Source organism: Parageobacillus toebii NBRC 107807 (genome assembly GCF_003688615.2).
GTDB classification, from domain to species: Bacteria; Bacillota; Bacilli; order Bacillales; family Anoxybacillaceae; genus Parageobacillus_B; species Parageobacillus_B toebii.
This window is the reverse complement of sequence record NZ_CP049703.1, coordinates 3,139,089-3,160,413: the sequence shown is the minus strand read 5'-3', so window position 1 is coordinate 3,160,413 and position 21,325 is coordinate 3,139,089. Positions and strand designations below refer to the sequence as shown.

26 protein-coding genes, 1 pseudogene and 1 other annotated feature are annotated in these 21,325 nt (G+C 43.5%); of the genes and pseudogenes, 19 read left to right on the top strand and 8 right to left on the bottom strand.

What is annotated here, in order from left to right; translation table 11 throughout:
* Positions 1–109: 109 nt before the first annotated feature.
* Positions 110–205: a stressosome-associated protein Prli42 gene (prli42, locus tag DER53_RS16265; protein ID WP_015864413.1), complete on the bottom strand. Its 96-nt coding sequence runs from the start codon at positions 203–205 to the stop codon at positions 110–112.
* Positions 206–585: 380 nt separating this feature from the next.
* On the opposite strand from prli42, the gene mce reads away from it, so the two are divergent.
* The 8 genes from mce (at position 586) to gndA (ending at position 7,246) form a co-directional block, all read left to right on the top strand.
* On the top strand, positions 586–1,008 hold the full coding sequence (mce, locus tag DER53_RS16260) for a methylmalonyl-CoA epimerase (protein ID WP_062752852.1): 423 nt from the start codon (positions 586–588) through the stop codon (positions 1,006–1,008).
* 17 nt (positions 1,009–1,025) lie between these two features.
* Complete coding sequence (locus DER53_RS16255) at positions 1,026–2,576, top strand: acyl-CoA carboxylase subunit beta (protein ID WP_062753212.1); 1,551 nt, start codon at positions 1,026–1,028, stop codon at positions 2,574–2,576.
* A 303-nt stretch (positions 2,577–2,879) separates the two neighbouring features.
* Positions 2,880–3,998, top strand: coding sequence for a tripeptidase T (locus DER53_RS16250; RefSeq protein WP_062752848.1), 1,119 nt, complete (start codon positions 2,880–2,882; stop codon positions 3,996–3,998).
* Positions 3,999–4,078: 80 nt separating this feature from the next.
* Positions 4,079–4,561, top strand: coding sequence for a chemotaxis protein CheW (locus DER53_RS16245; protein ID WP_015864409.1), 483 nt, complete (start codon positions 4,079–4,081; stop codon positions 4,559–4,561).
* Positions 4,561–4,959: a type VII toxin-antitoxin system MntA family adenylyltransferase antitoxin gene (gene mntA, locus DER53_RS16240; RefSeq protein ID WP_062752846.1), complete on the top strand. Its 399-nt coding sequence runs from the start codon at positions 4,561–4,563 to the stop codon at positions 4,957–4,959. Before DER53_RS16245 ends, mntA begins: the two co-directional genes overlap by 1 nt.
* A complete protein-coding gene (hepT, locus tag DER53_RS16235) occupies positions 4,952–5,371 on the top strand; it encodes a type VII toxin-antitoxin system HepT family RNase toxin (RefSeq protein ID WP_062752844.1) in 420 nt (139 codons plus the stop codon). The genes mntA and hepT overlap by 8 nt, the downstream gene beginning before the upstream one ends.
* 128 nt (positions 5,372–5,499) lie before the next feature.
* On the top strand, positions 5,500–5,670 hold the full coding sequence (locus DER53_RS16230) for a hypothetical protein (RefSeq protein WP_167317832.1): 171 nt from the start codon (positions 5,500–5,502) through the stop codon (positions 5,668–5,670).
* A 163-nt stretch (positions 5,671–5,833) separates the two neighbouring features.
* Positions 5,834–7,246, top strand: coding sequence for an NADP-dependent phosphogluconate dehydrogenase (gndA, locus tag DER53_RS16225; protein WP_062752842.1), 1,413 nt, complete (start codon positions 5,834–5,836; stop codon positions 7,244–7,246).
* Positions 7,247–7,285: 39 nt separating this feature from the next.
* Here gndA and DER53_RS16220 read toward each other — a convergent pair whose 3' ends face one another.
* Entirely contained in the window at positions 7,286–7,903 is a 618-nt protein-coding gene (locus DER53_RS16220) for a cyclase family protein (RefSeq protein WP_015864405.1), read from the bottom strand.
* A gap of 20 nt (positions 7,904–7,923) precedes the next feature.
* Positions 7,924–9,405, bottom strand: coding sequence for a glucose-6-phosphate dehydrogenase (gene zwf, locus DER53_RS16215; RefSeq protein ID WP_216368217.1), 1,482 nt, complete (start codon positions 9,403–9,405; stop codon positions 7,924–7,926).
* Between the two features lie 178 nt (positions 9,406–9,583).
* On the opposite strand from zwf, the gene rnz reads away from it, so the two are divergent.
* Positions 9,584–10,510 (top strand): ribonuclease Z, encoded by a 927-nt coding sequence (gene rnz / locus DER53_RS16210; RefSeq protein ID WP_062752840.1) that lies wholly within the window; start codon positions 9,584–9,586, stop codon positions 10,508–10,510.
* A gap of 22 nt (positions 10,511–10,532) precedes the next feature.
* Here the strand turns inward: rnz and namA are convergent, their stop codons facing one another.
* Both namA and proI read right to left on the bottom strand, forming a co-directional pair.
* The gene (gene namA, locus DER53_RS16205) at positions 10,533–11,555 is read right to left on the bottom strand and encodes an NADPH dehydrogenase NamA (protein ID WP_062752839.1); all 1,023 of its coding nucleotides are present in this window, start codon (positions 11,553–11,555) and stop codon (positions 10,533–10,535) included.
* 107 nt (positions 11,556–11,662) lie between these two features.
* A complete protein-coding gene (gene proI, locus DER53_RS16200; protein WP_073967879.1) occupies positions 11,663–12,520 on the bottom strand; it encodes a pyrroline-5-carboxylate reductase ProI in 858 nt (285 codons plus the stop codon).
* Between the two features lie 43 nt (positions 12,521–12,563).
* Positions 12,564–12,794: a binding site (T-box leader), on the bottom strand.
* A gap of 180 nt (positions 12,795–12,974) precedes the next feature.
* Between proI and DER53_RS16195 the strand changes: the two genes are divergently transcribed.
* Positions 12,975–13,946, top strand: a complete 972-nt coding sequence (locus DER53_RS16195) for an MBL fold metallo-hydrolase (protein WP_062753209.1) — start codon at positions 12,975–12,977, stop codon at positions 13,944–13,946.
* Positions 13,937–14,725 carry an SDR family NAD(P)-dependent oxidoreductase gene (locus tag DER53_RS16190; protein WP_062752837.1) on the top strand — a complete coding sequence of 263 codons (789 nt, stop codon included), beginning with the start codon at positions 13,937–13,939 and terminating at the stop codon, positions 14,723–14,725. Before DER53_RS16195 ends, DER53_RS16190 begins: the two co-directional genes overlap by 10 nt.
* A gap of 26 nt (positions 14,726–14,751) precedes the next feature.
* Here DER53_RS16190 and DER53_RS16185 read toward each other — a convergent pair whose 3' ends face one another.
* On the bottom strand, positions 14,752–14,955 hold the full coding sequence (locus DER53_RS16185) for a YqzH family protein (RefSeq protein WP_233252995.1): 204 nt from the start codon (positions 14,953–14,955) through the stop codon (positions 14,752–14,754).
* A gap of 6 nt (positions 14,956–14,961) precedes the next feature.
* A complete protein-coding gene (locus DER53_RS16180) occupies positions 14,962–15,174 on the bottom strand; it encodes a CDGSH iron-sulfur domain-containing protein (protein WP_062752835.1) in 213 nt (70 codons plus the stop codon).
* Between the two features lie 89 nt (positions 15,175–15,263).
* Between DER53_RS16180 and DER53_RS16175 the strand changes: the two genes are divergently transcribed.
* The 6 genes and pseudogenes from DER53_RS16175 to DER53_RS16150 all read left to right on the top strand — a co-directional run bounded on the left by DER53_RS16175 (position 15,264) and on the right by DER53_RS16150 (position 18,302).
* Positions 15,264–15,602, top strand: a complete 339-nt coding sequence (locus tag DER53_RS16175) for an iron-sulfur cluster biosynthesis family protein (RefSeq protein WP_062752833.1) — start codon at positions 15,264–15,266, stop codon at positions 15,600–15,602.
* A complete protein-coding gene (locus DER53_RS16170; protein WP_015864395.1) occupies positions 15,592–15,831 on the top strand; it encodes a YqkC family protein in 240 nt (79 codons plus the stop codon). Before DER53_RS16175 ends, DER53_RS16170 begins: the two co-directional genes overlap by 11 nt.
* A gap of 248 nt (positions 15,832–16,079) precedes the next feature.
* Positions 16,080–16,388, top strand: a complete 309-nt coding sequence (locus DER53_RS16165; RefSeq protein WP_062753207.1) for an ArsR/SmtB family transcription factor — start codon at positions 16,080–16,082, stop codon at positions 16,386–16,388.
* 14 nt (positions 16,389–16,402) lie between these two features.
* Positions 16,403–16,624, top strand: a pseudogene (locus tag DER53_RS16160) (cation efflux transmembrane domain-containing protein); the annotation flags it as partial.
* Positions 16,625–16,665: 41 nt separating this feature from the next.
* On the top strand, positions 16,666–17,715 hold the full coding sequence (locus tag DER53_RS16155; protein WP_062752830.1) for a flavin-containing monooxygenase: 1,050 nt from the start codon (positions 16,666–16,668) through the stop codon (positions 17,713–17,715).
* Between the two features lie 353 nt (positions 17,716–18,068).
* Positions 18,069–18,302, top strand: a complete 234-nt coding sequence (locus tag DER53_RS16150) for a YqkE family protein (RefSeq protein ID WP_062752828.1) — start codon at positions 18,069–18,071, stop codon at positions 18,300–18,302.
* A gap of 165 nt (positions 18,303–18,467) precedes the next feature.
* Here DER53_RS16150 and DER53_RS16145 read toward each other — a convergent pair whose 3' ends face one another.
* Entirely contained in the window at positions 18,468–19,388 is a 921-nt protein-coding gene (locus DER53_RS16145) for an aldo/keto reductase (RefSeq protein ID WP_062752826.1), read from the bottom strand.
* Positions 19,389–19,509: 121 nt separating this feature from the next.
* Here DER53_RS16145 and DER53_RS16140 point away from each other — a divergent pair, with 121 nt between their 5' ends.
* The gene (locus DER53_RS16140; RefSeq protein WP_062752824.1) at positions 19,510–20,070 is read left to right on the top strand and encodes an NUDIX domain-containing protein; all 561 of its coding nucleotides are present in this window, start codon (positions 19,510–19,512) and stop codon (positions 20,068–20,070) included.
* Positions 20,063–21,226 (top strand): TIGR00375 family protein, encoded by a 1,164-nt coding sequence (locus DER53_RS16135; protein ID WP_062752823.1) that lies wholly within the window; start codon positions 20,063–20,065, stop codon positions 21,224–21,226. The genes DER53_RS16140 and DER53_RS16135 overlap by 8 nt, the downstream gene beginning before the upstream one ends.
* The last annotated feature ends 99 nt before the right edge of the window (positions 21,227–21,325 follow it).

Genomic DNA, 21,325 nt, shown 5'->3' with positions numbered 1-21,325 from the left:
CCTTTTTGCATCTGCAAAAAAGTGTTTCGCAAAGCCAAGAAGGCAACATTCACCACACGAAGGATATGGGCAGCCTTTAGGCGAAATTGGGCCGCCTCCGCTTTTCTTATTAAACCCACATGCTGATGCCGGTTAAAATCGTTGTGATGAGCATAGCGATCAGCATTAAATAAACGACTAATTTTTGTGTTTTTTTGCGGGACATTTCCGTTCCTGGTTACTAATATAAAAATCGATTCATCGCGATGGAACCAGTAAAACTGCTTGCCGCTCAGGAAACACCTGGGTTCCATCAGGAAGGGAGTCCTTATGTCTCACCTGCTGTGAAAGATACCCCGTGGATCGCTGTCAGCGACGGCACCTGTCGTGCACCATTCCTTCCATCGATCAGTACACGACAACAATTTTAGTAACCAGGTCCACACCTCCTTATTACAAACGTTCCTGTCTATCATTGTACCGTGATGAAAACAGGGGGACAAGGGAAAAACTTGTCCATGATTGTAAGAGAAAAAGCAGGATTTTTTGTCGAAATAGCGAATATACTTAATGTTCGCAACATTCTACAGCAAAGGGGATTGGACAATGGATGTAAAAAAAGTAGACCATGTTGGAATTGCCGTTAAGTCTATCGAGAAAGCGTTGCCATTTTATACCGATATTTTGCAGCTGAAGTTGCTTGGCATCGAGGAAGTGGAATCAGAAAAAGTAAAAGTCGCTTTTTTAAAGGCAGGAGAGACAAAAATTGAATTATTAGAGCCGACGTCGCCAGATAGTGCGATCGCTAAGTTTATCGAAAAACGAGGAGAAGGAATTCATCACGTTGCACTTGGTGTTGATCATATTCAAGAACGTATTAATGAATTAAAGGAAAAAGGAATTCGCATGATTCAAGATGCACCAAAACGCGGCGCTGGCGGGGCGCTCGTTGCGTTTATGCATCCGAAATCAACAGGAGGCGTTTTGTATGAACTTTGCGAAAAGACGGATGCGGAGGTGCAGCAATAATGGCAAATACAACAATAATGACAGACATGTATGATAAAATTAATGAGTTATACGACCGCCGCCGCGAAATCGAATTAGGCGGCGGTGACGATAAAATTGAAAAGCAGCACGCCAAAGGAAAACTGACAGCCCGTGAGCGTATTGATTTGCTTCTTGATGAAGGAACATTTGTGGAACTGAATCCATTTATCGAGCATCGTTGTACCGATTTCGGTTTAGATGGAAAAAAAGGCCCAGGAGACGGCGTTGTGACCGGATATGGGAAAATCAACGGCCGCACCGTATTTGTCTTTTCCCAAGATTTTACCGTATTCGGCGGTGCGCTTGGAGAAATGCACGCGAAAAAAATTGCGAATATTATGGATTTAGCCGCAAAAACAGGCGCACCTGTAATTGGTCTCAACGATTCAGGCGGGGCGCGCATTCAAGAAGGAGTCTTGTCGTTAGATGGTTATGGCCATATTTTCTACCGTAACTCGATTTATTCCGGTGTCATTCCGCAAATTTCTGTAATCATGGGGCCTTGTGCGGGTGGTGCCGTATATTCGCCGGCGATCACCGATTTTGTCTTTATGGTGGAAAAAACGAGCCAAATGTTTATTACAGGACCGAAAGTGATCGAAGCGGTGACAGGGGAAAAAATTAGCGCCGAAGATTTAGGCGGCGCCCGCGTCCACAACACGATCAGCGGCAACGCCCACTTTTCCGGTGCAACCGAGGAAGAAGTGCTTAATAAAGTGCGGCAGCTGTTAAGTTATTTGCCGCAAAACAATCAAGAAAAACCGCCGTTTGGCCCGATTCCAAACGGAGACGATTATCGGCCTGATTTAGCGGATATTGTGCCGATTGACGCAGTCCGTCCGTATGATGTGCGCAACGTCATTTTGCAGGTCGTTGATGAAGGTTCGTTTATGGAAGTACAAAAAGATTTTGCTAAAAATATTGTCATCGGTTTTGCTCGCATTAAAGGCGAAGTCGTCGGGCTTGTGTGCAATCAGCCGAAATTTATGGCTGGCGGGCTTGATATTGATTCATCGGATAAAGCGGCGCGATTTATCCGCTTCTGTGACTCATTTAACATCCCGATTATTACATTTGAAGATGTTACTGGCTTTTTCCCGGGCGTCAAGCAGGAACATGGAGGCATCATTCGCCACGGAGCGAAAATTTTGTATGCATATTCCGAGGCGACCGTCCCGAAAATTACCGTCATTTTGCGGAAAGCATACGGCGGCGCGTATGTGGCGCTCAACAGCAAGTCGATTGGCGCCGATGTCGTTTACGCGTGGCCGAATGCGGAAATCGCCGTCATGGGTCCGCAAGGAGCGGCGAATATCATTTTTGCAAGCGAAATCGAAAACAGCCCAAATCCGGAAGAAACGCGGGCGCAAAAGATCGAAGAATATCGCAGTAAATTTGCCAACCCATACGTTGCGGCGAAATACGGCATGGTCGATGATGTCATCGATCCGCGTGATACGAGAATCAAACTCATCCAAGCGCTCGAGATGCTTCGGAATAAACACGAGGAACGTCCGAAGAAAAAACATGGAAATATTCCGTTGTAAAACAATGAAACCCGCTGTCACGATCATCTGTGGCGGCGGGTTTGATTGATTCGAATCGTTTTTTATTTTTCAAAAATAGAAAGAGTCACCGCTAACTATTGGCATATTTATGCCGCGAACATTAAAGTGCGTTCCATCTTTTTAGAACGTGATTTGACAGGAGTGTGTTTTTCAGGCTGTCAAGGGGCATCGGCATCGATCATGGAAACTGAGCTTTTTTATTCTTCAAAAACAATTTTTCGCAATCGTTGGTTAAATCGGGTATACTTTTAAATGAGTACATAAGTAGGAGGAAGAACGAACATGATCAATCAGCAACGTTTAGTCGACGAATTTTTGGAACTCGTGCAAATCGATTCGGAGACAAAGCATGAAGGAGAAATCGCCAAAGTATTAAAGCAAAAATTTGAAGCGCTTGGACTGCATGTCATTGAAGATGATGCAGCGGCGAAAACCGGACATGGCGCTGGAAACTTAATTTGTACGTTAGAAGCGACAAAAGAAGGGGTGGACCCGATTTATTTTACGTCCCATATGGATACCGTTGTTCCTGGAAAAGGAGTGAAGCCGTCCATCCAAGATGGATATGTCGTGACCGATGGAACGACGATTTTAGGAGCGGACGATAAAGCGGGATTGGCGGCGATGTTCGAGGCGATTCGCGTCTTAAAAGAGCAAAACATTCCGCATGGCACGATTCAATTTATCATTACGGTCGGGGAAGAATCTGGCCTTGTCGGAGCGAAAGCGCTCGATCCGTCATTGATTCAAGCAAAATTTGGCTATGCGTTAGACAGCGATGGCAAAGTCGGAAACATCGTCGTTGCCGCGCCGACACAAGCAAAATTGAAAGTCGTTGTTCACGGAAAAACGGCGCATGCCGGCGTTGCTCCTGAAAAAGGCGTATCGGCAATTACGATCGCCGCAAAAGCAATTGCTCAAATGCCGCTCGGCCGCATTGATGAAGAAACAACGGCAAACATCGGCCGTTTTGAAGGTGGAACGCAAACGAACATCGTCTGCGACCGCGTCGATATTTTAGCAGAAGCACGATCCTTAGTGCCGGAAAAGATGGAAGCCCAAGTCGCAAAAATGAAAGAGGCATTTGAAACGGTTGCCAAAGAAATGGGAGGACGCGCCGAAGTAGATGTCGAGGTGATGTATCCAGGATTTAAGTTCGGCGACGGCGACCATGTTGTGGAGGTTGCAAAACGCGCCGCGGCAAAAATCGGGCGTCCGTGCGAATTGCTTCGCAGCGGCGGCGGCAGCGATGCGAACGTCATTGCCGGTTTTGGCATTCCGACAGTGAACTTAGCAGTTGGCTACGAAGATATTCATACGACGAATGAACGCATGCCGATTGAAGAGCTTGTCAAATTAACGGAAATGGTTGTCGCAATCGTTGAAGAAGTGGCAAAATAATAACGGAGCATCCATTGTTTGGATGCTTCTTTCTATATAGAAATAGAGTAGAGCGATAGACGGTGAGGGGAGACGGTCGAATGAAAAAATTTGTCGTTTTTCAATTGGAGCGTGAACAATATGCGATACCGGTTGAGCTTGTCATTTCCATTGAAAAAATGATGGCTCCAACAATCGTTCCGCAAATGCCAGATTATATGGTCGGAGTCATTCGCATTCGCGGCGAGTTGGTGCCGGTGCTTGATACGCGAAAACTGTTGTACGGTCGTCCTTTTGAAGAAACGGGTAGGACGCGTCTTGTTGTCACCAAGGCCGAAGATATTTCCGTTGCGTTTATTGTCGATGAGGCGAAAGAGATTCTCGATATTCCGGAAGAAGCAGTAAAGCAAGTGAATATGCTTGCGTACGAGCAAACACCATATCTTGTCGGGATCGCCAGCTTGCCGGAGCGGTTGATTACATTAATTGACCCAAACCGATTATTTGCCCATTTGGAAGGGACGAAAGCGATTAAGGAGCATATTTATAGTGCGGCTTTTTCCTTAGAAACGGAGAGAGTCTAATGAATCATGATTTTCAAACCATTGTCCAATTTCTTGTAAAAAAAATAAATCCTTATGTCATCTATCTTTTCGGTTCTGAAGCGCAACAACAAGCGCGGCAAGATAGCGATATTGATCTTGCTTTTTTAAGCGAACGAACATTAAGCCATTACGAACGGTTTATGATTGCCGGGGAGCTTGCGGCAATCTTGAATTGTGACGTTGACTTAGTTGATTTGAAAGAAGCAGCGACCGTTTTTCAAGCGCAAGTTGTTGGGAAGGGGAAAGTGCTGTATTGTGCCGATGATGATAAAAAAGCACAATTTGAGATGAAAGTGTTCAAGGAATATGCGAAATTAAACGAAGAGCGGGCAGAAATTCTCGAGCGGATTCGCAAAAGGGGAGCGGTGTATGAATAATGATGTCATCCTCAACAAAATTAGCGTTATTGAGCGCTGCATCAAAAGAATAAACGAAGAATATGATAACAATCCGAAAAATTTACAAAACTATACAAAACAAGACTCCATTATTTTGAATATACAACGGGCATGTGAGGCAAGCATCGATATCGCTATGCATATTGTGGCAGAAAAAAAATTAGGTATTCCACAAACAAGCCGTGACGCGTTCGAATTGCTTTACAAAAATCATATCATTACTGAATCGGTTATGAAGAAAATGAAAGCAATGGTCGGTTTTCGCAATATTGCGGTCCATGATTATCAGGAAATTAATTTGCAGATCGTTCAAATGATTGTCGAAAAACATCTCGATGACTTTCGTGAATATGCGAAGCAAGTGTTGGTGCAAGAAAACAAGGAATCATGAGGAGTGGCTGCTTGATGCAGCCTTTTTATTTTTAGGTTTTCGCCTATACCTTTTTGCATTCCGCACATATCCTAGAACTAGAAAAGGAAGAAATGAACTTCATTCTATTATCAAGGAGGGAATTTTAAATGGACGACAGACAATTTGAAATGTATCCGGCTGGTGGATACTATCCACATCATTATTACCCGTATCATTATCATCATTATCCGTATTATCCTTATCACTATCCGTATTACCATTATCACCATCATCACTTCCCGCATCATCCATACGGCCATCACTATGGCATATATTAAGATAATCTTACAGAGTCCTGAAACCGGGACTTCTTTTTTTCAGAAACATTATGTCCGCGGAAAGCTGTTCTAAATATAATTGAAAAACTTGATATGGTAAAATGAACTGTGGTATGTTCTTTCATGAACAAAATAAAAAGTTTATAGAAAGGAACGTTTGACGATGGCAAAACAACAAATTGGCGTCATTGGATTAGCAGTAATGGGAAAAAACCTTGCGCTAAATATTGAAAGCAAGGGATATTCAGTTGCTGTGTATAATCGTTCCCGTGAAAAGACGGACGAATTTTTAAAGGAAGCGCAAGGAAAAAATATTGTTGGTACATACAGCATTGAAGAATTTGTCAATGCGCTTGAAAAACCGCGGAAAATTTTGTTAATGGTGAAAGCAGGTGCGCCGACGGACGCAACCATTGAACAATTAAAACCATATCTAGAAAAAGGTGATATTTTAATCGATGGCGGCAATACGTATTTCAAAGATACACAGCGCCGCAACAAAGAATTAGCTGAACTTGGCATTCACTTTATCGGCACTGGTGTTTCGGGCGGCGAAGAAGGCGCGTTAAAAGGCCCATCCATCATGCCTGGTGGCCAAAAAGAAGCGCATGAACTTGTTCGTCCGATTTTCGAAGCGATTGCGGCGAAAGTAGATGGCGAGCCGTGCACGACGTACATCGGTCCGGACGGTGCGGGACATTATGTGAAAATGGTTCATAACGGCATTGAATACGGCGATATGCAGCTTATTGCCGAAGCGTACTTCTTGTTAAAGCATGTGCTCGGCTTAAACGCCCAAGAGCTGCATGAAGTGTTTGCCGAGTGGAATAAAGGTGAATTAAATAGCTATTTAATCGAAATTACGGCAGATATTTTTACAAAGATCGATGAGGAAACGGGCAAGCCGCTTGTCGATGTTATTTTAGATAAAGCCGGTCAAAAAGGAACGGGAAAATGGACAAGCCAAAATGCGCTTGACCTAGGAGTGCCGCTTCCAATCATCACGGAATCAGTGTTTGCCCGCTTTATTTCGGCGATGAAAGACGAACGGGTGAAAGCGAGCAAACTTCTTTCTGGTCCTGCGGTCAAACCGTTTGAAGGCGATCGTGCCCGCTTTATCGAAGCGGTGCGCCGCGCGCTGTACATGAGCAAAATTTGTTCGTATGCCCAAGGTTTTGCGCAAATGAAAGCGGCGTCTGATGAATATAACTGGAATTTGCAGTACGGCAATATTGCGATGATTTTCCGCGGCGGCTGCATCATTCGCGCGCAATTTTTGCAAAAAATTAAAGACGCATACGATCGCGATCCACAGTTGCCAAACTTATTGTTAGACCCGTATTTCAAAGAAATTGTGGAAAATTATCAAGAAGCGCTGCGTGAAATCATTGCAATCGCTGTTATGCGTGGCATTCCAGTTCCGGCATTCTCAAGCGCGTTAGCATATTATGACAGCTACCGGATGGAAACATTGCCGGCGAACTTAATTCAAGCACAGCGCGACTACTTTGGCGCGCACACATATGAACGTGTAGACAAAGAAGGAGTTTTCCATACAGAGTGGTTGAAGAAGTAAAAAAATTCCCCTTATTGCCTCGCAATAAGGGGAATTTTTTTATTGCATGTTTTCAAATAAAATAACACGCGCCGGCGCGGCGTCCGTGCCGACAAGTTTAAGCGGTGCTGCGACCATAAAGTATGAGCCTTCTGGAACGTCTTTTAACCGCAGCCCTTCGATCACGATCACACCTGCGGAAAATAACGTTTTATGCGTCGGATGCCCCGGCTGGCTTCGTTCAATGCCTAGGGCATCGATGCCAACGCCACGAACTTTTTTATCGGCAAGATACCGGGCCGCATCTTCAGCAACATAAATAAATTCAAAATTAAAGGCATCTTCTAGCGAGTTTTTCGTTTTAAACAATACAAAATCATTTTCATGAATATCTAATGAAGCGATATCCTCTTTCGAAATTTTATCGCTCACATGCGTAAGATCGAATAGTTTGCATGTGCCAACAAGGCGGTCGAGAGAAATCGTTTCAAACGTTTCGCCGCCTTTGACCATATGAAGCGGCGCATCGATATGGGTTCCGGTATGTACATCCATGTCAATACGGGATTCCGTGACGTAATCATTTGTCACGCTCGTTAGTTTCGGTTGCTTTTCCGGTTTATTTTTATAGACAGGCATTCCTTCAAAAATTGGTGCGGTCACGTCATAAAATTTCATCGTTTCATTAGCTCCCTTCGTTATTGTTTAGGGTGGCAAATCGGCCACCAATGGAATCCATCTTTTTGCAGTAATTCATCTGAAGCTTTCGGTCCCATCGATCCGGCTTCATAGTTTGGAAAATCGATAGCTTTTGTATTTTCCCATACTTCGGAAATAGGGTCGACAAACTGCCATGAAGCGGCTACTTCATCCCAATGCGTAAAGTTTGTCGCATCACCGCGCATGCAGTCATATAACAATTTTTCATACGCTTCTGGCGTGTTAATGCCATCGATGCAGTTGTTGCAGTAGTCTAATTTAATTGGTGTTGTTTTCATATATTCGCCGCTTTTTTTACCGTTTAAATGAAGGGTGATGCCTTCATCCGGCTGAATATGAATAATCAATAAGTTTGGCTGGATTTTTTCATTTGTCCGATAATACAAGTTCATTGGCACATCTTTAAATTGGACCACAATTTTTGTTGATTTTTCTGTCATGCGTTTACCTGTGCGAATATAAAACGGCACGCCGGCCCAACGGAAATTATCGATCATCAACTTTCCAGCTACAAACGTTTCTGTATTGGAGTTTGGATCGACGTTATTTTCCTCACGGTAGCTTACGACTTCTTTTCCGTTGACGATTCCTCTGCCGTATTGTCCTCGTACAAAGTATTGGTCTACTTCCTCGTGAGAAATTGGCCGAAGCGCGCGAAGCACTTTTATTTTTTCGTTGCGGATGTCATCGGTTGTCAGTTTAATCGGCGGTTCCATCGCCAAGAGCGCGACCATCTGAAGCATGTGATTTTGCACCATATCGCGAAGCGCTCCGGAATGGTCGTAATAGCGTCCGCGGTCCTCGACACCAAGCGTTTCACTTGACGTAATTTGAATGTTAGAAATAAACCGGTTGTTCCAAAGCGGTTCAAAAATTGCGTTCGAAAAACGGATTACTTCGATGTTTTGCACCATTTCCTTGCCAAGATAATGGTCGATGCGGTAAATTTCATTTTCCGAAAACGATTGACGAATTTCTTCATTTAGTTGTTGTGCGCTTTGAAGGTCATGACCGAACGGTTTTTCAATGACGAGCCGCTTCCAGCCGTTTGTCGCGGTAAGACCTTCCGATTTTAAGCGGGACGTAATCGTGCCAAAAAATTCTGGCGCCATCGCTAAATAAAAAATGCGGTTTCCATCAACATGATATATTTCATCTAACTGTTGAAGCAATGACTTTAATTGCTGGTAAGAAGCCGTATCGGTTACATCGAATGGATGATAATAAAAATGAGATACGAAGCGCTGATCGCTTAATTCTTGATTAAGCGCATTTTCCACTGATTGACGGACATAGTTGCGAAACTCATCATTGGATAACGGTCGTCGTGCGACACCGACAACGGCAAATTCTTCGGACAGTTTTCCTTTTTCATATAATCGGTAAATAGAAGGAAACAACTTGCGTTTTGCTAAGTCACCAGTTGCACCAAAAATCACAATTAATGATTTCGGATCCATGTTGTTCACGATATGTACCTCGCTTTAGCCAAATTTGTCTCTTCAAGTAATTAATTGTAGAGATTTATGGCGATGAACGCAAACATTTTATGTTTTTGTAAAAGAGTGTTGAAATAAGACACGAAACATTGATACGCTAACAACAGACAAAAGTTGCTTTACATAAGGAGTGGGTGCGTTGGAATTATTGTTTTTAGGTACAGGAGCTGGAGTACCGGCAAAGGAAAGAAACGTATCATCGATTGCGCTGCAGCTATTAGAAGAACGCGGGGCAACGTGGTTATTTGATTGCGGAGAGGCGACACAACATCAAATTTTACATACGTCCATTCGTCCGAGACGAATTGAAAATATTTTTATCACCCATCTTCACGGTGATCATATTTTCGGGTTGCCGGGATTGCTTGGCAGCCGCTCTTTTCAAGGCGGTGATACACCGTTAACCATATATGGCCCGAAAGGAATTCAAGCGTTTATCGAAATATCGCTTTCCGTTAGTTGCACACGTTTGAAATACGACCTGCAAGTTGTCGAAATCGAGGAAGGAACGATTTTTGAGGACGAACGATTTTTAGTGATTGCCAAGCAGCTCGATCACGGCATCCCTTCCTATGGCTTTCGGGTTGTGGAAAAAGATTTGCCTGGCACACTTTTAGTAGATAAATTGAAGGCGCTCGGCATTCGTCCTGGTCCTATTTATCAACAAATTAAACTGGGGAAAACGGTGCAGTTAGACGACGGTACGGTCATTGATGGGCGCGATTTTGTCGGTCCTCCACAAAAAGGGAGAATTGTCACGATTCTTGGCGATACACGCTATTGCGAAGCGAGCGTGGAACTGGCGAAAGAAGCAGATGTGCTCGTTCACGAAGCAACGTTTGCGGCAGAGGATAGCGCTTTGGCGCATGATTATTTTCATTCTACCGCTGTCCAAGCGGCGGAAGTGGCGAAACTCGCTGGAGTAAAGAGACTGATTTTAACTCATATTAGTTCCCGATATCAAGGAACGCTAAGTGAAGAACTGCTAGAGCAGGCAAGAGAGTTGTTTCCGAATACGGAGTTGGCATCCGATTTTTCTTCTTTTATCATTCCGCGAAAAAAATAAAGCTGCCGGAAAATCGGCAGCTTTAGAAACGCCATCCCCGCTCATATTGTACTGGGGCGGAAATCGCAGTTCCCAACTCTTTTGCGGCGGCGTATGGCCAATATGGGTTGCGCAACAGTTCGCGCCCAAGGAATACTAAATCCGCGCGGCCGCTTCTTAAAATTTCTTCCGCTTGCAGACCGGAAGTAATGAGCCCAACTGCGCCAGTGGCAATATTCGCTTCACGGCGAATCGTTTCCGCAAACGGAACTTGGTAGCCTGGATACACATGGATATTTGCGGGAACGACAGCTCCAGAACTTACGTCGATAAGGTCGACTCCCTGTTCTTTCATGCGTTTTGCATATGGAATATAATCTTTGACCGTCAAGCCTTCCGGGTGGTAATCAGAAGCGGAAATGCGCACAAAGAGCGGTCCGTCCCATACTTCTCTTACGGCATCGATAATTTCTCCTAAAAAGCGGTAGCGGTTTTCTGGTGAACCGCCATACTCGTCTTGCCGCCGGTTCGATAGCGGCGACAAAAATTCATTAATTAAATAGCCGTGGGCACCGTGAATTTCGATGATATCAAAACCAGCTTCTTTGGCGCGGCGCGCGCCATTTTGGAACGCTTGGATCGTTTCTTCAATGTCTGCTTTTGTCATTTCTTTCGGGGTGCGTGTTTTTTCACTGAATGGAATTGCTGAAGGAGCGATAATTTCTCCATCTACTTCCGATTTGCGCCCGGCATGGGCAAGCTGGATGCCGATTTTAGCTCCATGCTCTTTGACGAGCGAGGCTAATTCACGCAATCCATCTACATGCTCATCGCTCCAGATTCCTAAGTCGCGTGACGAAATTCTTCCTTGAGCAGCAACGGCAGTCGCTTCAACGATAATAAGACCGACTTGGCCGACAGCACGTGTCGGATAATGAATTTTATGCCAATTTCGTACTTTTCCATCTTCTGTATCGCAAGAATACATACACATAGGAGACATAACAATCCGGTTTTTGATAGTAACCCCGCGTATCGTATACGGTGAAAAAAGCATCGTTTTCATTCTCTGTTTTTCCCCCCAAGTAATGTCGTTTTCAATTGAATAATAGCACGTTTACTTGGAGAAGAAAAACGATACGTACTATGCGAAGAGGATTTCACTTACAACATTTAGCGAGATGGAGCGGCAGCGCGAGGAAGAGAAGAAGAAACAAGCGCTTTTCCTAACTCTTCAGATCGCTCCGTTGCCCGTTTGATACAAGCAACAACCGCTTCCTGGTATCGGTAACGCTCCAGCACTTGAATGCCAGCTTCGGTCGTTCCGCCCGGACTAGTTACTTCTTTGCGCAAGATAGAAGGATGTTTGTTCGTTGCTTGCAACATTTGTGCCGCGCCGATAATTGTTTGCAAAATCAATTCTTTTGCGACAGTACGGTCAAGTCCGATTTCTTCCGCCGCTTTTTCCATTGCTTCCACTAAATAATAGACATAGGCAGGTCCGCTTCCGGAAAGCCCTGTAACGGCGTGCAAATCATGTTCAGGAACGACCGTGACAATGCCCACCGTCTCAAACAACGTTTTCGCAATCGCCAAATGTGTTTCAGTAGCAAAACGGCCTTGAGAGATGGCAGTGGCAGACTGACCGATCGTTGCTGACGTATTTGGCATGGCGCGAATCACCGCAACGTTTTTACCAATTAGTGAAACGATGGTTTCCGTCGTAACGCCAGCCAGCACGGAAATGATCAGCTGATGTTCGCCAATCATTGGAGCAATGGAAATGATGCCTTCTGCCGCGTCTTTCGGCTTCATCGCTAAAATGACAATATCGGCTTCTTTTACCGCTTTTTCTTTATTGGTTTCGATCCGGACTCCATACGTTTTTTTCATATATTCAAGACGCTTTTGATTACAACGGTTTGTCATAATAATTTGTTCAGGCTGGTACAATGTTTTTGTCATTCCGGAAACAAGTGCTTCTGCCATCGAACCGGCACCGATAAACGTAATGGTCGTTTCTCGTTTCACGGCAATTCCTCCTTTTGATCAAATAAAAAAGACCTTGCATCCTAAAAAGGACGGAAGGTCTTGTTTCCGCGGTACCACCTTTTTTGACTCTTTTGCCGACAAACGGCCAAAAAAGAGTCCACCTCTTCACCGATAACGCCGGTTGAGCGTTTAGGTTTTCCTAACAGCTCATGGGGTAGGTTCAACCACGAAGAGGGTAATGAAACCTTCCAGCCTATGGGTTTCACTCTCTGGATACCATTCATGGTTTACTGGCCCCACTCATTGCCCGTTTGCAATGTTTAATTTTGTTTGCAATTATGCAATGAAAACAGGTGTGTTGTCAATAGGAAAAGATAATTTTTTTGTGAATTATTCGAAAAAAATGACAAACCGATAAAATCGGTGTAAACTGTTAAATATCATTATTGTCGATTTATTTTATAAATATATCATTAGAAGGGGATCGTCGATGATGAATGAACATATTTATCGCATCGTCGTGCCGACGCCGTTTCCGGTTGGAAATGTAAACATGTACTTGATTAAAGGAGATAGCTTGACTCTGATTGATGCCGGTGTAAAAACAGAAGAGGCGTGGCGCTCGTTTCAACAGCAGCTTCGTCAAATTGGATATGCTCCTTCCGACATTGATCAAGTTGTCATTACCCATCACCATCCTGACCATGTCGGCTTGCTCGATTATTTACCAGATACAATTCCGGTCATTGGCCATCAGAAAGCAGATCGCTGGCTTCGCCAGGACGAAACATTTTTTCAACAACATCAACGATTTTTTGAACAGTTTTTGTTAGAATGTGGCGTGGATCGTTCGTTTCTCGCAGAACTTCCAAATTTACGGGGCTCGCTCCGCTATGCATGTCATCGTCCGCTTACCGCTACGGTCAAAGAAGGTGATTTGCTGCCGGGCTTGCCGCATTGGAAAGTAATTGAAACACCGGGACATGCCCAAAGCCATGTTGTGTTTTACCGCGAAACAGACGGTGCGATGATTGGTGGAGATCATTTGCTTTTACATATTTCTCCAAATCCATTGATGGAGCCGCCTTTTCCAGGAGAAACGGAGCGCCCGAAACCATTAGTGCAGTATAACGCTTCATTGCTTAAAATGCGGAATTACGACATTTCTTTTGTCATGACGGGACATGGGGAGGATGTAACAGACGTATTTGCATTGATTGAAAAACGGCTCCGTAAACAACGCGAACGTGCCGAGCAAGTGCTCGATATGCTCAAGCAAAGACCGCATACGGTATTTGAAGTTTGCCAAAAGCTATTTCCTACTGTATATCAACAAGAGTTTATATTAACGATGTCTGAAACGATTGGGCAGCTTGATTACTTAGAAGAGAACGTCGCAGTGAGAAAGACAAAAGTAAATGATTATTACATTTATGAAGCGATGGAGGGATCTATTTGCGGATAGAAGGCAAACATATCGTCATTACTGGAGCGTCAAGCGGCATCGGTGAACAGATCGCCTATGAAGCGGCACGCCAAAAGGCGCTGCCGGTGTTGCTTGCCAGAAATGAAGAAAAGTTGAAAGCGGTGGCAAGACAAATTGAACATACATATGGCATTTTGCCACGTTATTATCGGTTGGATGTGAGTGATACAGATGCGGTAGAAACGGTGTTTCAACAATTATTTCGTGATGTCCAAACGGTTGATGTATTAGTAAATAACGCAGGTTTTGGCGTGTTTCGCAATGTGGAAGACATTGATATCGAGGAAATGAAAGACATGTTTGCTGTCAATGTATTTGGTTTAATCGCTTGCACAAAAATAGTATATTTACATATGCAAAAAAGGCGAAGCGGCCATATTATTAATATTGCTTCACAAGCAGGAAAATTGGCAACTCCAAAATCGAGCGTATATGCTGCTACCAAACATGCGGTGCTTGGGTTTACGGACAGTTTGCGGATGGAGGCGGAACAGTACGGGATTTTTGTTACTGCTGTGAACCCGGGGCCGATTCGGACGAATTTTTTCCATGTCGCCGACCAATCAGGGGAATATGTAAAAAATGTGGAACGATGGATGCTTTCGCCGGAAAAAGTAGCAAAACAGGTCGTTTCGGTTATGATGACGCCGACAAGGGAAGTAAATATGCCGCGCTGGATGAATATTGGGAGTCAACTCTATCGCTTATTTCCATCCGTGGTCGAGAAAGTCGGGAAACGTGCATTCTTCAAAAAATAACACTCCCTGCTGCATAACAAGTAGTGTTATTTCGTTATATATTCATAAATGACATCATGCACAATTTCGTACATATCCATATCTTCATGGTTTGTTTTTTCTAGTAAAATTTTTTCGCACAACTGTTTCCATTCGAAGTCATGAAGAAACAGAGATTCCGTGTCATGTCCATATTGAAGAAAGCAGTTGCGAATAAGTTTTTTAAGCCATTTTTCGTCCAACAATGCCACTTCCTATCATTGCGATTCGGACGGAGTGGCGCGGACAACAGAGTGGAATTTGCCTTTATGGGAACCGTCGCAAAATGGTACATTATTGGACAGCCCACACCGGCAAAGCGAAAAGGTTTGTTTGGTTACAAATTTATTTCCTTCCGCATCAATAAGCTCCACATCGCCAGTGATACGATAGGAGCCGTTATCGTTCACTTTAATTTGCACTTTGGACATGATTGAATTCCTCCTTTTTATTTTGACAGCAATTTGCATATGTAGGTACAATAGGAGCAGAAACAAGAAGAAAAGGAGCATCATGTAGCGTGAATATTACATTTACAGATAAAGCGATCAAACAGCTTACTCCTATTTTAGCGCAAACAGGGCGAATGTTGAAGCTAAAATATGACACAGATGGATGCGGATGCCTCGTTGACGGTGTCATTGCCTTATGGCTCGTCGATGAAGCAGATGAGGACGATATCGCTGTCGAGACGAATTTCGTTCCTGTTTTTGTGGAAAAGTCCCGTCTCGTGTTCTATGATGATGTGATGACGATTGACGTTGTCGAAGGGACGAGCAGTTTTTTGCTGAAAAGCCCTGGACAAATTTTAAGTCCACGCATGCCGCTTGTAGAAGTGAGTGAGCAACATGAAAGATAAGCTGAAACAAATCGCCAATGTAGCGAAGCAAAAAACTTGGGTATCATTTTTGCATGAAAACGATCCATACAGTTTGCTGCATTGGTCGATTGCCGGCGTCTATCATGAGCCAAAAGACGTCTGGCTTTTGCAAAATGAAATGACGTTTGAGACAAAAGAATTTGCCACACTAGATGAAGCAATAGCGTGGATGGATGAGCATATGCCTAATATCACGGAAATTTTATAAAAAGAGGGTGCCCCAAAAGGATCGCTTTTGGGACACCCTCTTTTTTATGCATATTTTTATAACCTCTAGATATATAAGCTGGCTTTATACTAATTACCTTATATTTGTACTTTTTATAAACTCCTATACTCCTTAAAAAGGGGGGTATAAAGCTATATTTTCCTTAACTTGACAAAAACCTATTTTTATTAAATAATTATATATGAACATATGCTCATATTTAGTTTTCATGAGAGAGGTTATGTATGATGAACAAAAATAAACATTCTTTTTTGTCTTCTGAAACTGTTGAAAGTGTATCACTCATTTTTAAAGCGTTGGCTGACCCAACACGAATCAAGATACTTTACTTATTGTCGCAAGAAGAATGTTCAGTAAACCATATCGCTGAAGTATTGGAGATGTCTCAATCGGCAATTTCCCATCAATTAAGCATATTGAGAAATCTACGATTAGTGAAATATCGCCGTGAGGGAAAAACATTGCTTTATTCTTGTGATGACGAACACGTAATTTCTTTATTAATGCAAGCCATTCACCATTCTGAACATCATTAAGGGGGCGTTTTATAATGCATCATCACCACCATTCTCACGACCACCACGGTCATGGACATCATCACCACGATCTAGGCAGAGAAGGTAATAAAAAAGGGCTTACAATTGCACTTCTCATTACCGCTGGAATTATGTTATTGGAGTTCTTTGGGGGGTTAATTACCCATAGTCTAGCTTTACTATCTGATTCTGGCCATATGCTTAGTGATGTCAAATTGAAACTTCTAAAATCCATCACGGGGAAATGAAAGTCTAACCCCTTTCGGAGCTGATTGACATGCAACACAATGTCGATGTTCTTGTTATTGGTGCGGGCCAAGCAGGGTTAGCGATGGGATATTATTTGAAACAAAAGAATATATTGTTTGCCATTGTTGGCAAGGAAGATCGAATCGGAGATGTTTGGAGAAATCGTTATGATTCCTTAGTTCTTTTTACTCCTCGTTGGTTTAGTTCCTTGCCAGGAATGGCTTTAATGGGCGACCAGAACGGATATCCAACCAAGGACGAAATTGCCGATTATTTAGAGGATTATGCTCAGAAATATGAGTTGCCTGTTCATCTGAACACAGAAGTCATTTCCCTTTACAAAGAAAATGGGACTTTTAAGGTTACAACCAACAATGGTAATTATGTAGCAGAGAAAGTGGTTGTGGCAACGGGTCCTTTCCAGAAGCCTTACATTCCACCATTTGCAGATAGTTTATCCGATAAAGTGTATCAAGTGCATACATCCCGTTATTTGAATCCATCTCAATTACAAGAAGGCTCTGTTTTGGTAGTCGGTGCGGGAAATTCAGGGGCGCAAATTGCTGTTGAATTGTCCAAAGACAGAGAAGTTTATTTATCTGTAGGTCATAAAATGAAATTCTTTCCACTTGAAATAATGGGTAAAAGTATTTTCTGGTGGTTTAAAAAATTGGGTTTATTAAATGTCCATATCAACAGTCCGTTAGGTCAGTTTATCAGTAAGCAAAGTGATCCTATTTTCGGTAAAGAACTGAAACATTTAATACAAGAAGGCAAAATTAAAATTAAACCGAGAACAGAAAGTATTTCAGGAGATGTCATTTCTTTTGCAGACAACAGTCAAATTCAAGTTCAAAATGTCATTTGGGCAACTGGATTTTATTCTGATTACAGTTGGATTCAAATTCCGAATGTTTTAGACCATAGAGGAAGGCCTCTTCACCAAAGAGGGGTAACTTCTGTGAAAGGATTGTATTTCTTAGGATTACCATGGCAGTATCGAAGGGGATCCGCTCTTATTGGAGGAGTGGGTGATGATGCGGAGTATTTGATAAATGATATTTTAAAAATTAAATAAATGCTCTTTTTCTGCTTGTCCTTCGCTTTTCTTATTGTCTAGCTTCGACGGCTAGCCTTCTTCTGCCAAATAACCTTCTTCCTCAGGGTGCAAGCACCCTGAGGGAGAAGAACATTTGCCCTTCGCGGTTAAGCAGCTTGCCTTCGCTTTTCTTTATTGCTGAGCGTTTTGGCGTTTTGTTGGATGGATCGCTTTTTCTAATTCTTCTTTTGCGATTGTTTGTTTTACGGTATCAGCAGTTGGTTTTCCTTTTTGCGCTCTGTTTTTTGCCATTTCGTTTAACTCCTTTTCTTGAAAGTGTTTGTTTTTATCATGGAAGAATGAACAACGTTTTATACATTGGAGGGATAGGTGTGAACAAGAAACAAAAAAATCGAGCAGACGAATTGCTTACGCTGAAGGATCGTTTAAATGAGGAATTGTTCGCTAAGCTGAAGGAGAAAAAACGGGAATTGGAACAACAAGAACAGCGACGAAAAGAGGAAGAAGAAGCACGGAGACGAGAGGAACAGCGCAAACGCGAACAACAAAAAACATTTGAAGAGTTGCTGAGTGAGAGCAATTTGGATTGGCGGAATTTTAAGTAAATCGTTGAATGGAGATATCCTGTTTTATGGGAGAGCGGAGAAATCCGCATACAAAGCGTGATTTTTCTTGCGGCGAATTTTCGGATGCCAATCACGCTGTTTGTTCGCTGTCGGATGTGTATTTGCGGAAAGAGAAAGTTCTCTTTCCGCATCATTGTAAGTATCCTATCGATGCATTTCGTATACGGAAGATTTCGTATGCTGACGGAGCCATTCATATTCTTCCTCTGTTAAGCGTGGGGCGGAAGCGGCGTTTATGTTTTCGATGAGCTGCTCGACGCTGCTCGCTCCTGGAATGACAGCGGCAACAACCGGATCATATAAACAAAACTGCAGCGCCGTTGCGGTGAACGAACGGTGTTCGGCCGTTTTCGCTTTTAACTTTGGAAGCAGCGTCTGCAATTCCTCATATGTATAATCAAGATAACCGTTTTTCTTGACGGAATCGCTCGCCGCCTCTAGCGGCCGCTCTGTGAGCAATCCTTTCGCGACAGGTCCGCGGGCGATGACGCTGATGTTGTGTTCGCGCAAAAGCGGAAACCACTCTTCTGGTCGGCGGTCAAGCAGGCTGTATTGCATCATGACGCTGACGATATTGGAACGTTTTACATATTCACGAATAACGTTTGGACGAATCGAGGAAATGCCGTAATAGCGGATCACCCCTTCTTGTTTTAATTCTTCGAACGCTTCAATCGTTTCATCGATCGGGTCATCGATCGTACCGCCGTGAAGCTGATATAAGTCAATGTAATCCGTTTGCAGACGGCGCAAGCTTTCTTTTACTTCCGATTTAATGTATTTTTTGGACGGATCCCAAAACCAGCCGTCTTTTCCGTCTTCCCAGCGGTTGCCCACTTTTGTTGCAAGGATGACTTGATCGCGTTTTCCTTTGATTGCTTTTCCGACAAATTCTTCATTTAGTCCACGGTCATAAAGGTCGGCCGTGTCTAAATAGTTAATGCCCCGTTCTAACGCCTCATGAATAATGCGAATCGCTTTTTTTTCGTCCGTGCCAAGCGACATGCAGCCGAGCCCGATTTCGCTGACATATAAATCCGATAAGCCGATGCGGCGCTTTTGCATGATGCGGATCCTCCTTTAATTAAAATAATCATTTTTTTCATTGTACACCCGAAAGTAAAACTTGCTCAAATGATGTAGTACAATAAGTTGGGAAAGATATTATTAGATGGGAGAGAAGAACATGGACCATTTAGTGGAAAAAACGATACGCAAAGAAAAAATATTTAGCGGCAAAGTAGTTCAATTGTATGTGGAAGACGTACAGCTGCCAAATGGGAAAACGAGCAAACGGGAAGTTATTAAACATCCAGGAGCGGTGGCCATTATCCCAATTACAAAGGAAGGAAAACTAGTGCTCGTTCGACAATACCGAAAAGCACTGGAACGGGTATTAGTAGAAATTCCGGCGGGCAAGTTAGAAAAAGGGGAGGAGCCGCTTGCCACAGCACAGCGTGAATTAGAAGAGGAAACAGGCTGCCGCGCCCAGTCGATGCGCCATATCGTGTCATTTTATACATCGCCGGGATTTGCCGATGAGCTGATTCACTTATATATGGCGGAAGGGCTGGAGAAATTGGAAGATGCCGTATCGCTCGATGAAGATGAATTCGTCGATATTTTAGAAGTGACGTTGGAGGAGGCGCTGGAAATGCTTGAAAAACGCGAGATTTATGATGCCAAAACAGCATATGCGCTGCAATATTTGCAATTGCGTCGTGTCCTAGGAGAAGAAAATGCATAACTATTATGTTGATTTACATATCCATATCGGCCGCACCGCTTCCGGAAGGCCAGTAAAAATTACAGGTGCAAAAACATTAACGCTCACAAACATTTTACACGACGCAGTACATGTAAAAGGATTAAATATGGTTGGCATTATTGACTGTCATGTTCCGGAAGTGCTTGATGAGTTGGAACGGGGAATGGAAGAGAAAGGGTGGAAAGAGCACGATGGCGGCGGTGTTGCGATCGATTCTATCACGTTATTGTTAGGAAGCGAAATCGAAATATATGATGAGCATTGTCAAGGCCCTATTCACGTGCTTGTCTTTTTACCGACGATTGCGGCAATGCGTACGTTTTCTGCATGGCTAAAAAAGCGGGTGAAAAACATTTCCCTCAGTTCGCAGCGCATGTACGGTACCGGCCGTGAATTACAGGCGTTTGTAAAACAATTAGGCGGTTTATTTGTTCCAGCGCATGCGTTCACTCCGTTTAAAAGTTTGTATGGCAAAGGAGTGAAAAAAAGCTTGACCGAGGTGTTCGACCCTGATGCCATTGATGCGATAGAACTGGGGTTAAGCGCTGATACCGAGATGGCCGACCAAATCGCCGAACTTCATCGCTATCCATACCTTTCCAACTCCGATGCCCATTCGCTGCGAAAATTGGCGCGTGAATACCAAGTGATCCGCATGAACGCTCCGACGTTTGCCGAATTGAAAAAAGCGTTGCGAAATCAGGAGGAAAGAGCGATTATCGCCAACTATGGGTTAAATCCGAAACTAGGAAAGTATCATCAAACGACATGTGAACGATGTTTCAAGCCGATGAGCCCTCGCGAAAAACAATGCCCATCATGCGGCCATCACCGGCAAATTAAAGGAGTGTTTGACCGTCTTAAGGAGCTAAAAACAGGCGGAACGCCGCCGGAACGCCCGCCGTATATTTATCAAGTACCGCTTGAGTTCATCCCAGGACTTGGGGCGAAAACATATGAAAAATTACTCGCCCGTTTCGGTACGGAAATGTACGTTCTCCATCAAGCGACAGAAGAAGAACTAAAACGGTGTGTGGGAGAAAAACTAGCCAAACTCATCATGCTCGCGCGCAAGGGAGAGCTTTCAATTCAGGCTGGGGGCGGCGGAAAATACGGAAAAATCGCTTCGGAATAGAAGCGATTTTTTTGTATACGGAGTTGTCTTCTCTTTCTTTTCTTGCAAATAAGTCATACATCGAAGAATGTTTCATACAATCTACTAAGAGGATGATAG